Below are 13,335 nucleotides of genomic sequence, written 5' to 3' on the forward strand. Positions count from 1 at the left end.
GTCTCCTCGGCGTCTCCTCGGGACGGATCCTCGCCGCGTCTCCTCGTTTCGGCCCTTCAGCGCGTCCCCTCGATCCGGGTTCTCACCGCCCAAGCGCCTCGGCGGCCCTGCGCGCCCAGTGCGGTGATCCGATCCGCTCCGCGACGGCCACCGCCCGCTCGTAGTGTGCGGTCGCGTCCCGGCCGAGGAGGACGGCCAGGTCGCCCAGGATCTGGGCGACCGGCCCGAGGGTGATCGATCCCGAGTGCATGCCGGCCGGCTCGCCGTCCCAGGGCAGCAGGACCTCGTAGCAGTGCTCGGCCGCCCGCCGGTCGCCCAGCGCGATCGCGTTCTCCCCGCGCAGGCCCTGCCAGAGGAGCCAGTAGTAGTCCAGGCGGGGCTCCTGATCGGCCTGCCAGTACGTCCGCGCCTCGGCCAGGCGCCCCTCGGCGATCAGCGCCCTGACCAGGATGTCCGAGAGCCCTTCCGGGACGAGCTCGTGCAACGCCAGCAGCTCGGGGATGTCCTGCGGCAGGCCGCCCGCCAGCCGCGCCGCGAACCGGCCGATGGGCCCTATGACGTGGGCGTTCGCCCCTCCGGCGGCTCTCATGCGTTCGGCGATGGCCAGGTAGGACCGCTCCGCGCCCTCGAAGTCACCCTTGATCAGCAGGATCAGCGTGTCGAGCATGGACAACACGCCCAGCGCGAGACCGAGCTGGCCGGTGGTGGAGTGCTCCAGGGCGCGGTCCGCGTGGTGCCTGGCGGCGGCGAGGTCGCAGCGGCCCAGGCTGACCATGAACAGGGCATGGTGTCCCTGCATCGCGTACCCGGGCAGCCCCGCGCGGTCGCCGAGCTCGACCAGCTCACGGGCCACGACCTCCAGCTCGTCGCGGCGGCCGGGGGTCAGCAGCACGAAGTAACGGGCGTTGAGCGCCAGGCAGACGAGGTCCGTACGCCCCAGGCGCCTGGCGATCTCGACCGCCTCGGCGCTGTAGGCCCGGCAGCGCTCGTCGTCGTGCCCCTCCAGCTCGAAGACGAGCGTGGCCAGCAGCCGGCAGCGGGTCTCGTCGTCGGCGCCGTCCAGCGCCGCCACCAGCGCGTCGACGAGCGGCCGGTCCACGTAACGGCCCGGCTGGATCGACCAGGTCACCGGCGCGTCGTACGCGGTCAACGCCCGGTTCAGGCCGCTGCCCAGCCGCCGCGCGAGGGCGACGGCCCGCTCGCGGTTCTCCCTGGCGGCCAGTACGTCGCCCTCGTGCGCCTGTACGGCCACCAGCGAGCAGAGCAGGTCGAGCCGGAGCGCGTCGTCGTCGACGTGTTCCAGCGCTCCCCGGTAGAACGCCCCCGCCTCCCGATAGGAGTGCATCCCCCTCGCCTGCTCGGCCGCCGCCCTGGCGTAGGGCACCGCCCGCCCCGCCGAGCCCGGGGTGGCCGCGGCGAGCGCGTGGTGGCCCAGCGCGGTGACCTCCCCCGGCCTGACCCGCTCCAGCGCGCCGACGACCCTGCCGTGCAGCCGGGTACGGCGCAGTACCGGCGTGTCCTCGTACAGGGTCTCCCTGACGAGCACATGGGCGAAGCGCACCCGTCCGGGGGCGGGTTCGGTGAGCAGCCCGGTCACCACGCCCGCCTCCAGCGCTTCGAGGGCGGCGTCCTCCTCGGCGCCCTCCAGGGTGAGCAGCACGTCGACGTCGACGTCCCTCCCGACGACGGCCGCGTCCCGCAGGATCCGCTGGGCCGTCGCGGGCAGTCTGGCGATCCTGCGACGGATCAGGTCGCGCACGCCCGGCGGCAACGCGCGGGCGGCCGAGGTACCGTCCGTGGTGATCAGCCGCGCGGTCTCGCAGACGAACAGCGGGTTGCCGCCGGTCCGCTCGGCCACGGTCCGGGCGGTCACCGCGTCCACCTCCCGCCCCGAGCGCTCACGCAGCAGCAGTGCCACGTCCTCGTCGCCGAGCCCGCCCAGGTCGATCCGGTGGGTGTCACGCCCGGCCAGGGCCGCCCAGGTCGCCCCCAGGTGCTCGACGGCCTCGGTGGGCCGGTAGGTCGCGACGATCATGATGTCCGCCTCCGCGCCCCCCGTGGCGAGGTGACGCAGAAGCTGGAGCGTCTCGCTGTCGGCCCGGTGCACGTCCTCCATGACCACCAGCAGCCGGGTGCCGCGCCCGACGACCCGGGAGAGGTAGTCGCCCACCGCGCGGGCCAGCAGGAACGGTCCCGCGGGCGGGGCGTCGTCGTCCAGCAGCGGTGCCAGCCGGACCGCCAGATCACCCTCCGGCGGCCGTTCCACGGCCAGGGCGCGCAGCACCTCGCTCCACGCCCACGCGGGCGGCGCCCCGCCGTCGGTCTCCGGGCACTGCCCGGTCGCGGTCAGCCAGCCGCGCTCCGCGAGCCGCCGGGCGAACGCGGTGGCCAGGGTGCTCTTACCCGCTCCCGGATCACCGCCCAGCCACACCGTGCGCACACCGCCCTGGCGCGCGACCGTTTCCAACGCCGCCAGTTCCTCGGTACGGCCCACAAGACCGGAACCGGGGTCGTCGAGAGCACGACCTTCTCCCCTGTCACGGCCCGTGTCCCTGTCCCTGTCGTGGTCCCTGTCGTGCTCCTGGCCCTTGTCCCCGTTTCGACCTCGGCCGAGCTCCCGACCCCGGTCGTGGTTCGGGCCGCGATCACGTCCCGCCCGGTCCGGCCCCGGCCGTCCCCGACCTCCCTGATCCGGCGCCCTCCCCCCGTTCCCCGCGGCGTCCGAGAGCGGCGTCCGTACCCGGATGGGCGCCTCCACCCGGTTCAGGGAGTCGGCGTGGGCCAGGATGTCGGCCTCCAGCGCGCGCAGCGCGGGGCCCGGGTCGATTCCCAGCTCGTCGGCGAGGGTCTCGCGTGCCCTCCTGATCGCGCCCAGGGCGTCGGCCTGCCGCCCTGCCCGGTAGTAGGCGAGGGCGAGCAGCCGTACCGCGTTCTCCCTGAGCGGGTGGGCGCGGACGTGCCGCTCAAGCTCGACCTCCGCGTTGCGGCCGAGCGCCAGCAGTGCCTCCGCCCTGTGTTCCACGGCGACGAGCCGCAGCTCTTCGAGCCGCGCGGCCTCGGGCTCGGCCCACTCGTCGTCGGCGAACTCCCCGTACGCGGGTCCCTGCCACAACCCGAGTGCCCGGTCCACCGTCTCCAGTGCCCGTGCCCCGTCCCTCTCGGCGAGCGCGGTCCCGGCGGCCTCGACCAGCCGGGGGAAGGACCAGGCGTCCACCTGATCGGGATCCAGCCGCAGACGGTAGCCGGGTACGGCGCTGACCAGCACCGTGGCGGGTGTGCGCGGCAACCGGCCGGGTTCGAGCACCCGCCGCAGGTTGGACACGTAGACCTGGAGGGCGGCCAGCGCCTTCGGCGGCGGTTGCCCGCGCCACAGGTCATCGATGAAACGATCGGTGGAGACCACGTGCCCGCCCGCCGCGACGAGCCTGGCCACCACGGCCCGCTGCCGGGAGGTGCCGAGGTCCACCGTACGGCCGTTGATCTCCGCCTGGAGCGGACCAAGAACACGCAACATAACAAAAGGCAGGGTATGCGCCCTTCGGCTGCTTCTGGCAAGCCCTGAGCCCTTCCTCGCCTTCGACGAACACCCAAACTTCTGACGAACACCGGGGAGCACGATGTCGCAGGATCGCCGCAGGGAAACGATCCGGGCGCTCGACGAGAGCGACCGGCCACACCTGTACTGGCACGGGGTGGACGGCGACGGCCACGTGTGGCTGTTCGAGACCGTCATCGACAGCGGCGGGGAGTACTGGCCGGTGAGACACGCCGAGCTCGGCTCGGACGGCATCGCCCGCACGTACTCATGGCGCCACATCGAGGACGAGCACGGTTTCCTGGCCGAAGGGCCGATCTATCCCGGCGACTTCGGCCTGAACGCCCTGACCTCCCAGGAGTTCGACACCCTGTGGGCCGCGATCGGCGGAGGAGTTCCCTCGCGGTGACCCGGCTCACCCGCCCGGAAGCGTGACCGAGTCTTCGGCCGGCAAGCCCCTCGCACGACTCACCCGGCCGGGGCCGTCGCCCGGTTCCCGGCCGGAAGCCCCTCGTACACCTCTCGGATCACCCGGCCGGAACCCTGACCAGGATCCCGGCCGGAAAGCCCTCGCACGCCCCTCGGCTCACCCGGCCGGGGCCGTCGCCGAGGTCTTGGCCAGCAGCCCCCTCACCCGCGGCACGACCTCCTCGCCGTAGAGGCGGATCGAGTTCATCAGCTTCTCGTGCCCGAGCGTCCCCGAGCTGTACTTGAGCTCGAAGCGGTTGACGCCGAGCGTGCTCACGGTCTTCGCGATCTTCGCGGCCACCGTCTCGGGTGATCCGACGTAGAGCGAACCCTCGTCGGCCTCCGTCTCGAAACCGTCCCGGGACGTGGGACCCCAGCCGCGCTCACGGCCGATGCGGTCGTGCAACGCCCGATAGTGCGGCCAGAGTTCTTCGCGGGCCTGCCGGTCGGTCTCGGCGATGTGCCCCGGCGAGTGCACCCCGACCGGCAACCGCTCGACCTCCAACTGGGCGAGGGCGCGGTGGTACAGGTCGACGTACGGCGCGAAACGCGCCGGCGCACCGCCGATGATCGCGAGCATGAGCGGCATCCGGTAACTCGCCGCGCGCACCACGGACTGAGGGCTGCCGCCGACGCCGATCCAGGTGCGCAGCCGGCCGGACTCCGTCTTCGGATACACGTGCTGGTCCTTCAGCCCGGCACGGAGCCGGCCCTGCCACGTGACGGGGCCCTCCTCCAGGAGATGGGAGAGCAGGTCGAGCTTCTCCTCGAACAACTCCTCGTACTGGGCCAGGTCGAAACCGAACAGCGGAAACGACTCCGTGAACGAGCCGCGGCCGAGAATGATCTCCGCGCGGCCCTGGGACACCGCGTCCAGGGTCGCGAACTTCTCGAAGACCCGTACCGGGTCGTCCGAGCTGAGCACGGTCACCGCGGTGCCGAGGCGGATGCGTTCGGTGCGACCGGCGATCGTCGCCAGCACGATCTCCGGTGCCGAGATCGCGAAGTCGTCCCGGTGGTGCTCCCCGACGCCGATGGCGTCGATCCCCACGCTGTCGGCGAGCACCGCCTCCTCGACGACGTTGCGGATCACCTGCGCGTACGGCAGCCGGTTTCCGTCCGCGTCGGCGGTGACGTCGCCGAACGTGTCGATCGCGAACTCAAGCGGTGCGACCATGCTCCCTCTTTCCCAACGGTTTCCCAACCGCCTCTCAACAGCCTCTCAAGGCTCTCACCGGCACGGGCAGTAGACGAAACCACGGCATCGGGGCGAGAATTCCGGCACCCCCCACCCCACCCCTGACCTGGCACTTCACCCTCCGGCGCCGTGGCGGGAACTTTTTTTCGCCGAATGTCGGCCAGAATGTCGAGAACACGGTCGCCTGCTTCTACCTGTGGGTGAGAGCGTCGAGGAGGACGCTCGAACGTGAGGAGCGATGGCATGAAGTACATGATTTTGATGCAGTTCAGCGGGCAGATGAAGGACGCGGTGCCGCCGATCGACACCTGGCCCGTCGGGGACCTCCAGGCCCACATCCAGTTCATGCACGACACGAACGGCAAGCTCATCGAGTCCGGGGAGTTCGTGGACGCCCAGGGACTCGCGGCCCCCGACCAGGCCAAGATCGTACGGGCCGGGGAGGGCGGCGCGGCCGTCGTCACGGACGGCCCCTTCCCCGAGACGAAGGAGTTCCTGGTCGGCTACTGGATCGTCGACTGCGAGAGCCCCGAGCGGGCGATCGACCTCGCCGCGCACATCTCGGCGGCCCCCGGCCCCGGCGGCCGGCCGCTGAACATGCCGATAGAGCTGCGCCAGGTGATGTCGGCCGCTCCCTCCGAGGAACTGTGACCGCTGAACGGCCCGGTCCCCGGAGGACCGCGACCACCGGCCGGCGTGGCACCCAAAGGGCTGTGACCGTTGGATAGCCCTGCCGCCGACGCCGTCGACGACCTGCTGCGCCCGCTGGTGCCGCAGGTCGTCGGCGTGCTCACCCGACGGTTCGGGGACTTCGCCGCCGCCGAGGACGCGGTCCAGGAGGCACTGATCGACGCCGCGGCCCAGTGGCCGGACGAGGGCGTCCCGGCCAACCCGCGCGGATGGCTCATCCAGGTTGCGTACCGCCGGATGACCGAGCAGGTACGCAACGAGCAGGCGCGGCGCCGCCGGGAGGAGTTGGTCGCCACTCGGGAGTCCTCCGACCGGCGGACCGCCCCACCGGCGGACGACGCGTACGAGACGGACCGGGACGACACGCTCACCACCCTGTTCCTGTGCTGCCACCCGGCGCTCACCCCGGCGTCGGCGATCGCCCTCACCCTGCGGTCCGTGGGCGGCCTGACCACGGCCGAGATCGCCAGGGCGTTCATGGTGCCCGAGCCGACCATGGCGCAGCGGATCAGCCGGGCCAAGCAGCGCATCAAGGCCTCGGGGATCCCGTTCCGCATGCCCGCTCCCCGGGAAAGGGCGCGACGGCTCGGCTCGGTGCTTCACGTCCTCTACCTCGTCTTCAACGAGGGCTACGCCAGCAGCGCCGGACCCGACCTGCAGCGGGTGGAGCTGTCCCGCGAGGCGATCCGGCTGACCAGGATGGCCCACGACCTGCTCCCCGACGACTGCGAGGTGGCCGGGCTCCTCGCGCTGATGCTGCTCACCGACGCCCGGCGTCCCGCCCGTACCGACCCCGGCGGCACCCCGATCCCCCTCGCGGAGCAGGACAGGAGCCTGTGGAACGGCGCCGCCGTCGCCGAGGGCGTCGCGCTCGTCACCGCCACCCTGTCCAGGGGCGCGGTCGGCCCCTACCAGCTCCAGGCGGCGATCGCCGCGGTCCACGACGAGGCGGCGACGGCCGAGGAGACCGACTGGCCGCAGATCCTGGCGCTGTACGGCCTGCTGGAACGCATGTCCGACAACCCCATGGTCTCCCTCAACCGCGCGGTCGCCGCCGCCATGGCGCACGGTCCGGAAATCGGCCTCGACATGCTCAGAACACTCGGCGCCGACGACCGCCTCGCCGACCACCACCGCTTCTACACGGCACGTGCCCACCTGCTGGAGATGGCCGGTGACCGGCGGGCGGCCCTCGCCGACTACCGCGCGGCGGCGAGCCGCACCACGAGCGCCCCGGAACGCGACTACCTCACCACCCGCGCCGCCAGACTCACCGTCCCGGACCAGCCCATGACGTGAGATCCGGGGTCACCACGTCCCGGGAGGACCTGGGAGGACGATTTCGGAGAAGTCCTGCGCTCTGTACGTGGCGAGCTTTCTGGCCTTGCCGGTCCTGATGTTCACCGCGTAGGCGGTCATGGTCCTATAGGGCGGGTCGATCACCGCAGGCTCGTCGTCCGGCACCTCGGACGCCGGCCTGCACCGCGCGGTCCCGGTCAGAACCGTGACCTCCTCGGCGCTGAGCCAGGTACGCAGCGAGATCTGGGTGATATCGGAGGGCAGGCCGCTGATGACGGTCTTCTTCCGCTTCTTGCCGGTGAGCGTGTCCATCAGGGTGAGGTCGCCATGACGGCATGGCTTCTCGGCGGTGCTGCGGTTCTCGATCACCGCGACGGTCTTCCCGTCGGGGGCGAGCGGGCTGAAGATGTAGTGCACCGGCAGGATGACCGAGGTGGAGTCGCCCTTGGAAGAGCTGGGCCAAAGGTTCGAGATCGTCCGTAGCTGTGATCTGGGCGAGTACTCCGCGAGCGTGATGGTCGCGCCGTCCCGTGACAGGCCGATGGGGATCCAGCGGTTCGGCAACTCGCGGACGACCCCGTCACGCATATCGATGAGCAGCGCGGGATCCTTGAAGTCCGGGACCTTGCTGAAGGCCACGAAGCGCCCGTCATCCGACAGCATCAAACGCGAGACGCTTCCCAGCCAGGCCGCCGGCACCTTGCTCGCAGCCGTCGTCTTCTGGCCCGAGGCCAGGTCGCGGACCTGGAAGGTGCCCTCCTCGGCGCTGTAGTAGGCGATCTTCCGACCGTCCCGGCTGATCGCCAGCGGGCTGTCGCTTATGCCGGTGCGGCCGGGGGCGAGGCTGGGCAGCGCCTCCGGCACGTGGTAGGTCCTGCCGCTCCGGGTGACCACCCGCCAGCCTCCGTCCCGGCAATCCGACGGCTTCTTCCCGGTGGCCGGTCCGCAGAAGGTCTTGTACGCGTGACTCAACGGCCCCACCCCGCGCGCGGGCAGGTCCCCCTTGGACGCGACGACCTCCTGCGGTTCGTCGGGCAACAGCCGGATGGTGGCCGTCGTACCGAGGGCGACGCCCACGACCATGGCCGCCGCGAGAAGCGAGATCACCGTACGCCGCCTGCGCTCACGCGTCGCGATCGTGCGTTCCGCCAGGTCCACCTGTGGAGACTCGTCGGCCAGGTCGACGAGCACGTCCCGCAGCCAGGTCATCGGTATGCCCCCTCGGTTTCCAGGTCGGCGAGCTTGGGCGCCAGATCGGGCGCGAGTTCGCGTAAGCGGGCCAGCGCGTAGTGGGCCTGACTCTTCACTGTTCCGATCGAGCAGTTCAGCAGTTCGGCCGTCTCACGTTCGGTCCTGTCCTCGTAGTAGCGCAGTACGATCACCGCTCGCTGCCGGGGTGGCAGCCGCATGAGAGCCTGACGCATGACGAGTCGCACGATGGTGGAGTCCTCGCCCGAGTAGGGCCGGTCAGGTAGGTCGGCGGTCGGAAACTCGCTCCTGACCGGGCGCCGGCGCCACGAGATGTACTGGTTCAGCAGCGCCTTGCGCGCGTACGCGTCGGGGCGTTCGACGCGCGACAGCCTGGACCAGCGTCCGAGCACCTTGAGCAGGACGCTCTGCAGCAGGTCCTCGGCCTGGTGGGCGTCTCCCGTGAGCAGGTAGGCGGTGCGCATCAGCGCCTGCTGATGGTCGGCGACGAACCTGCGGAAGCTGTCATTGCGGTCCAAGGCGACTCCTCTCAACCGTTACCGACGCCGGTGACATGTCGAAAGGTTCGGTCCCGCCCGATTGTGGCTTCGGGGTGCGTCCGAGCGTGTCGCCGTGGTCATGGCGGTCTGAAATGGCTGAGGTGCCCCGGAGGTGGACGTCTGGGCTGCCGCCCACCCCGATCTCGCTGTCTCGCTGCTGCGCTACGGCCCTCACGGGGATCCCCGTTGCCGTCGCGATCACGGGATCGGGGAACGCACTCCACGGGGACGGCGGTATCGAACCGCGGACCTATGACGTGGCCGGGTGCCCGGGTCCCTAGGGCCGCACCGAAGGCTCGGCTTCCCCGCCGACCTCTCGCGCGACATGCTCCAACCGGTCTCGGTAGCCCTCCCACCATCCCTGGTCACCCAGTGCCATGGCATCTCTGTTCTTACTCAGTCCGACGGCTCCGTCGATGATCTCCCTGACGATGTCGGCGTGTCCGGCGTGGCGGTTCGTCTCGGCGATCATGTGTATCAGGATCCGGTGCAGTGTCACCTGACTCCGGTCATCCGGCCACCACGGCACCCGGCCGATCGCGTCCAGCGCCAATGCCTCGATCGTCGCGTCCGAGTGCGTCCATACGCGGTGATACAGCCCGACGATCTCTTCGCGCGATTCATCGGCGGTCGCCCACATGTCCGCATTGGGTGCTGCTCCGTCTTCAAACCAGGGAAGTGGCTCCGCGGACGGCCGCCCGAAAGTCTCGCCGAAGTATCCCAGCTCGACACTGGCCACATGTTTGACCAGTCCCAGCAGGTTCGTACCGGTCGACGTCAGCGGGCGGCGGATGTCGTACTCCGAGAGCCCGTCCAGCTTCCACAGCAGGGCTTCGCGGGCGGTCCGCAGGTAGTGGTGGAGGTCCGACTTCATGTCCGATTCAGCCATGGCGGACATCCTTCCACTCCGGCGCCGACGGCAGCCTGGGGCCCTGAACCTTCCGGACAGGCGCTCGTCGCCTTACCGCCCCATGCCGAAAAAGCCGCGCCTGTGCGCCCTCGACAGGGGCTCCGTCGTCCACACGTCAGGGACGAGTCAGCCTGACGGAGAGAAAGGACGGCGTCCGGTGCAGTTTGTCGTATCTGGCCTCGTCGATCTCTCGCAGGCCGGGTACCGGTCGCGGCTCGACGAGCCGTTCCAGGACGAATCCGGCGGTCAGCAGCTCACCGAGGAACGTCTCCAGCGGCATGCGCTGGTAGCGGATGGAGAACGAGCCGCTCTTGAGGGGAAGATCGACCCAGTCGTCGGCGTAGTACGAGCCACCAAAGTGGCGCCAGTCGGCCGTCGGATGGGTCGTCGAGACCAGCAGCCACCCGCCGGGCCGCAGCACGCGGCGCAACTCGCCCAGCAGTTGCGCGCGACGAGTGAGGTGGTGGAACACCAGCGCGCACACGGCACCGTCGAACGACGCGTCGCCGGCGAAGTCCAGCGGCTCCTCCAGGTCGTGCAGCCGCAACTCGGCCCGTTCGCCCACCCGTGCCCGCGCGTGCTCCAGCAGCGTGGCGCTGCCGTCGACACCGACCACCTCGGCGCCCCGCGCCAGCAGGTCGGCGGCGTAGTGCCCGCCTCCGCAGCCGACGTCGAGGACCCTCGCACCGGCGACGTCACCCGCGAGTTCCAGCATCGCGGGCCGATCGGTGTAGGCGTTGTAGGGGCTGATGTCGGCGTGGCCGGCGAAGTAGTCGCCGAGGGCGTCGTGGTACGCGGTCTGCTGAGGCATCGACACATCATGACGACGACGGCCGTTCGTCCGCGAACGAATTTCCGGGGCGACACGAGGTCGGCGCCGACGGCCCTCCTCCCTACGCCCACGCCCCACTTATAGTAACCTGTAAAAACGCTATAACAGTTATTCGCATTCGGAGGCGCGCGCCAGGAACCGCTCACGTACGTCAAGCCTTCAACCCCAGTCGGAGGATTCGAGATGACCACCCGCAGCGATCGGAAAGCGTCCGGCCCCCTCACCGCCAAAGAGCTGTCCAAGAAGACCTGGAGCGATTTCGAGACGGTTCTCGGGAGCAACGGAGGTGCCCGCGGGTGCTGGTGCATGCACTGGCGGCTGTCCATCGCGGAGTGGACGGAAGGAAAGGGCGAGGGGAACAAGAAGGCGATGAGTCGTCTCGCCCAGCGTGACCCGGCCCCCGGCGTGGTCGTCTACGAAAACGACACGCCGGTGGCATGGTGCTCGCTCGGGCCGCGTTCGTCGTTCCCCCGGCTGGAGCGCTCGCCGCTCCTCGCGAGCGTCGACGACGAGCCGGTCTGCGCGATCGCGTGCGTCTACGTCCAGAAGAGACATCGCGGCTCCGGGCTGCTGCCGGCCGTTCTGGAGGCCGTCTGCGACTACGCGGCCTCCGCGGGCTACGAGATCGCCGAGGGCTATCCGGTCGAGCCTCGCGAAGGGAAACGCGCGGGTGCGGACACGGCGATGACGGGAATAGCGAGCGCCTTCCTCGACGCCGGATTCTCCGAGGTGGCCCGTCCCCGCGACGATCGGCCGATCATGCGACGGAAGCTGGGGTGATGCCCCGCATGATCGGTCGACCGGTGAATCCCTCTCGTGCGTCCGGCGGAGCGGGACGCACGCCCGCGTCACGACGTACCGGCACGTCACCGCCCTCTGCCACCGGCCGGTAGGACGGTGGCACGCGCTCGCGTCACGACACCGGCACGTCACCGCTCCCCGGCCCTACCCGCAGGTGAGGCGGTGGCGCGCGAGTTCGTCGTAGAACGGTTGGTGATGCTCGGCGACGCGGCGCAGGTGCTCGTTGGTGTCGGGCGTCTCACGCCGCTCGGGCGCCTTGGCGACGAGCCCGCTGCTCTCGGCCACCTCCGCGTGCCACCGGTTCGTACGCTGCCAGTTCGCCTGCTGGCCGGGGTCCCAGCGCATCGCCTCGGGCATGAACTCCAGCCCGACCCGCTCGCAGTACGCCCGGACCGTCGCCTCCGGACTGGCCACCAGGTCGTCGCCGTCGATCACCAGGGGGATCTCGCCGGTCGCCGACCGCACGGCGTCGAAGATGGCGTGCAGGTATTCGAATCCGTACTCCTCCAGGGTGGCCTCGGGGTTGACGGCGTAGTGCGAGGAGATCGCGCTCCGCGGTTCCCGGATCATGAAGGTGTTGATCACGTCGCCGAACAGGCGCTCGTCCTCGAACAGCGGGGTGTAGGTGTAGTCGGAGGTGTCCTTGGCGAACACCCGCCGCCCTTCGGCGTTCACCTCGAGCATCGCATCGAGCAACTCGATCGCCGACGTGGCGCGCCTGCCCGCGAACTCGAAGTGACCGTCCGTCTGGAGGTACGAGAACGGCTCGTGGGCCACCTCCAGGTCGCCGCGTTCGAGCATGATGCGCAGGAACGCCGTGGACCGGGATCGGGGCACGGCCCACAGCACGATGGGCTTCGACGCGGCGCTCATTGCGACCACGCCGTCGGCCGGCGGTCCCAGCGGTGTTCGCGCAACCGCGCCATCAGCTCCTCACCCAGGGGTTCGGCGTCACTGGCGGCGATGTTGGCGCGTACGTGGGCGGGCTTGCGCATGCCGGGGATGACGGTGGTGACGTCGGGGTTCCGCAGGATGAAGCGCAGGGCGAGCTCGGGCATGGTCATGCCCTCGGGCACGATCCGCGCCAGCCGTTCGGCGCGCTCCACGCTCGCGACGAGGTTCTCCGGTACGAAGTAGGTGTTGCGCCAGTCGCCTTCCGGCCAGCGGGTGTCGCGGGTGAGGGTGCCGGTGAGCGTGCCCTCGTCGAAGGGCACCCGTGCGATCACCGCCACGTCCAGCTCACGGCATGCCGGGAAGAGTTCGTCTTCCGGGGCCTGGTCGAAGATGTTGTAGATGACCTGTACCGCGTCGATCAGCCCGGTCTTCAGAGTCTCCAGTACGTTCCAGGGTTCCCAGCGGTTGACGCTGATGCCGACGCCTTTGATCAGCCCGCGTTCCCTCATCTCGATGACGGCGTCCTGCCAGGCCGCGTCGTGTGCCCAGGCGTCCTCCCAGACGTGAAACTGGAACAGGTCGACGGACGGGGTGCCCAGCCCTTCGAGGCTGCGGTGCAGGCACTCCCAGAGATAGTCCGGCGGGTACACGTCGGACAGCTTGGAGTCTCGGGTGGACGGCCACTCGCGATCCTTCGGCGGGGGTTTGGTCGCGATGCGCAGGCGACGCTCCGGGTGCCTCCGCACCAACTCGCCGAGCATCCTCTCGCTTTCCCCGCGGCCGTAGATCCAGGCGGTGTCGAAGAAGTCGCACCCGAGCCGGACGGCCTCGTCCAACGCGGTGTCGCCCGTCTCGCCGTCGGCGCCGGTCCATCCGCCCTCGCCTCCGGCTATGCCCCACATTCCGTAGCCGACGTCGCCGACCATCCAGCCCAGCCGGCCGAATCGACGCTCACGCATC

12 protein-coding genes are annotated in these 13,335 nt (G+C 70.3%); 4 read left to right on the plus strand and 8 right to left on the minus strand.

Annotated features, from left to right (window positions below):
- Window positions 1-82 precede the first annotated feature (82 nt).
- A complete protein-coding gene (locus ACFY3V_RS05935) occupies window positions 83-3,514 on the minus strand; it encodes a BTAD domain-containing putative transcriptional regulator (protein WP_389770470.1) in 3,432 nt (1,143 codons plus the stop codon).
- Window positions 3,515-3,617: 103 nt separating this feature from the next.
- On the opposite strand from ACFY3V_RS05935, the gene ACFY3V_RS05940 reads away from it, so the two are divergent.
- On the plus strand, window positions 3,618-3,944 hold the full coding sequence (locus ACFY3V_RS05940) for a hypothetical protein (RefSeq protein ID WP_389770473.1): 327 nt from the start codon (window positions 3,618-3,620) through the stop codon (window positions 3,942-3,944).
- A 177-nt stretch (window positions 3,945-4,121) separates the two neighbouring features.
- Here the strand turns inward: ACFY3V_RS05940 and ACFY3V_RS05945 are convergent, their stop codons facing one another.
- Window positions 4,122-5,180: an LLM class flavin-dependent oxidoreductase gene (locus tag ACFY3V_RS05945; protein ID WP_350942872.1), complete on the minus strand. Its 1,059-nt coding sequence runs from the start codon at window positions 5,178-5,180 to the stop codon at window positions 4,122-4,124.
- 264 nt (window positions 5,181-5,444) lie between these two features.
- Here ACFY3V_RS05945 and ACFY3V_RS05950 point away from each other — a divergent pair, with 264 nt between their 5' ends.
- Window positions 5,445-5,852 carry a YciI family protein gene (locus ACFY3V_RS05950; protein ID WP_389770476.1) on the plus strand — a complete coding sequence of 136 codons (408 nt, stop codon included), beginning with the start codon at window positions 5,445-5,447 and terminating at the stop codon, window positions 5,850-5,852.
- Between the two features lie 69 nt (window positions 5,853-5,921).
- A complete protein-coding gene (locus ACFY3V_RS05955; protein ID WP_389770479.1) occupies window positions 5,922-7,190 on the plus strand; it encodes an RNA polymerase sigma factor in 1,269 nt (422 codons plus the stop codon).
- A 9-nt stretch (window positions 7,191-7,199) separates the two neighbouring features.
- Here ACFY3V_RS05955 and ACFY3V_RS05960 read toward each other — a convergent pair whose 3' ends face one another.
- The 4 genes from ACFY3V_RS05960 to ACFY3V_RS05975 all read right to left on the minus strand — a co-directional run bounded on the left by ACFY3V_RS05960 (window position 7,200) and on the right by ACFY3V_RS05975 (window position 10,659).
- Window positions 7,200-8,399, minus strand: coding sequence for a hypothetical protein (locus ACFY3V_RS05960; RefSeq protein WP_389770482.1), 1,200 nt, complete (start codon window positions 8,397-8,399; stop codon window positions 7,200-7,202).
- Entirely contained in the window at window positions 8,396-8,917 is a 522-nt protein-coding gene (locus ACFY3V_RS05965) for a SigE family RNA polymerase sigma factor (RefSeq protein WP_389770485.1), read from the minus strand. The genes ACFY3V_RS05960 and ACFY3V_RS05965 overlap by 4 nt, the downstream gene beginning before the upstream one ends.
- 298 nt (window positions 8,918-9,215) lie before the next feature.
- Complete coding sequence (locus tag ACFY3V_RS05970) at window positions 9,216-9,827, minus strand: DinB family protein (protein ID WP_362896624.1); 612 nt, start codon at window positions 9,825-9,827, stop codon at window positions 9,216-9,218.
- 136 nt (window positions 9,828-9,963) lie between these two features.
- Window positions 9,964-10,659: a class I SAM-dependent methyltransferase gene (locus tag ACFY3V_RS05975; protein ID WP_362896626.1), complete on the minus strand. Its 696-nt coding sequence runs from the start codon at window positions 10,657-10,659 to the stop codon at window positions 9,964-9,966.
- Window positions 10,660-10,863: 204 nt separating this feature from the next.
- On the opposite strand from ACFY3V_RS05975, the gene ACFY3V_RS05980 reads away from it, so the two are divergent.
- Complete coding sequence (locus tag ACFY3V_RS05980; RefSeq protein ID WP_362896628.1) at window positions 10,864-11,460, plus strand: GNAT family N-acetyltransferase; 597 nt, start codon at window positions 10,864-10,866, stop codon at window positions 11,458-11,460.
- 165 nt (window positions 11,461-11,625) lie between these two features.
- Here the strand turns inward: ACFY3V_RS05980 and ACFY3V_RS05985 are convergent, their stop codons facing one another.
- Together ACFY3V_RS05985 and ACFY3V_RS05990 are read right to left on the minus strand one after the other, a co-directional pair.
- Window positions 11,626-12,354 carry a sulfotransferase family protein gene (locus ACFY3V_RS05985; protein ID WP_350942864.1) on the minus strand — a complete coding sequence of 243 codons (729 nt, stop codon included), beginning with the start codon at window positions 12,352-12,354 and terminating at the stop codon, window positions 11,626-11,628.
- Window positions 12,351-13,334 carry an aldo/keto reductase gene (locus ACFY3V_RS05990; protein ID WP_362896630.1) on the minus strand — a complete coding sequence of 328 codons (984 nt, stop codon included), beginning with the start codon at window positions 13,332-13,334 and terminating at the stop codon, window positions 12,351-12,353. Before ACFY3V_RS05990 ends, ACFY3V_RS05985 begins: the two co-directional genes overlap by 4 nt.
- Between the last annotated feature and the right edge of the window lies 1 nt (window position 13,335).

Origin of the sequence: Streptosporangium sp. NPDC000095 (assembly GCF_042899335.1) — a bacterium.
Classification (GTDB): Bacteria; Actinomycetota; Actinomycetes; order Streptosporangiales; family Streptosporangiaceae; genus Streptosporangium.

What these genes read in the sequence shown, in the direction of transcription:
- ACFY3V_RS05985 (WP_350942864.1), bottom strand. Translation starts at nt 12,354, where the DNA reads ATGAGCGCCGCGTCGAAGCCCATCGTGCTGTGGGCCGTGCCCCGATCC.
- ACFY3V_RS05935 (WP_389770470.1), bottom strand. Translation starts at nt 3,514, where the DNA reads ATGTTGCGTGTTCTTGGTCCGCTCCAGGCGGAGATCAACGGCCGTACG.
- ACFY3V_RS05950 (WP_389770476.1), top strand. Translation starts at nt 5,445, where the DNA reads ATGAAGTACATGATTTTGATGCAGTTCAGCGGGCAGATGAAGGACGCG.
- ACFY3V_RS05960 (WP_389770482.1), bottom strand. Translation starts at nt 8,399, where the DNA reads ATGACCTGGCTGCGGGACGTGCTCGTCGACCTGGCCGACGAGTCTCCA.
- ACFY3V_RS05975 (WP_362896626.1), bottom strand. Translation starts at nt 10,659, where the DNA reads ATGCCTCAGCAGACCGCGTACCACGACGCCCTCGGCGACTACTTCGCC.
- ACFY3V_RS05990 (WP_362896630.1), bottom strand. Translation starts at nt 13,334, where the DNA reads ATGCGTGAGCGTCGATTCGGCCGGCTGGGCTGGATGGTCGGCGACGTC.
- ACFY3V_RS05980 (WP_362896628.1), top strand. Translation starts at nt 10,864, where the DNA reads ATGACCACCCGCAGCGATCGGAAAGCGTCCGGCCCCCTCACCGCCAAA.
- ACFY3V_RS05970 (WP_362896624.1), bottom strand. Translation starts at nt 9,827, where the DNA reads ATGGCTGAATCGGACATGAAGTCGGACCTCCACCACTACCTGCGGACC.
- ACFY3V_RS05940 (WP_389770473.1), top strand. Translation starts at nt 3,618, where the DNA reads ATGTCGCAGGATCGCCGCAGGGAAACGATCCGGGCGCTCGACGAGAGC.
- ACFY3V_RS05945 (WP_350942872.1), bottom strand. Translation starts at nt 5,180, where the DNA reads ATGGTCGCACCGCTTGAGTTCGCGATCGACACGTTCGGCGACGTCACC.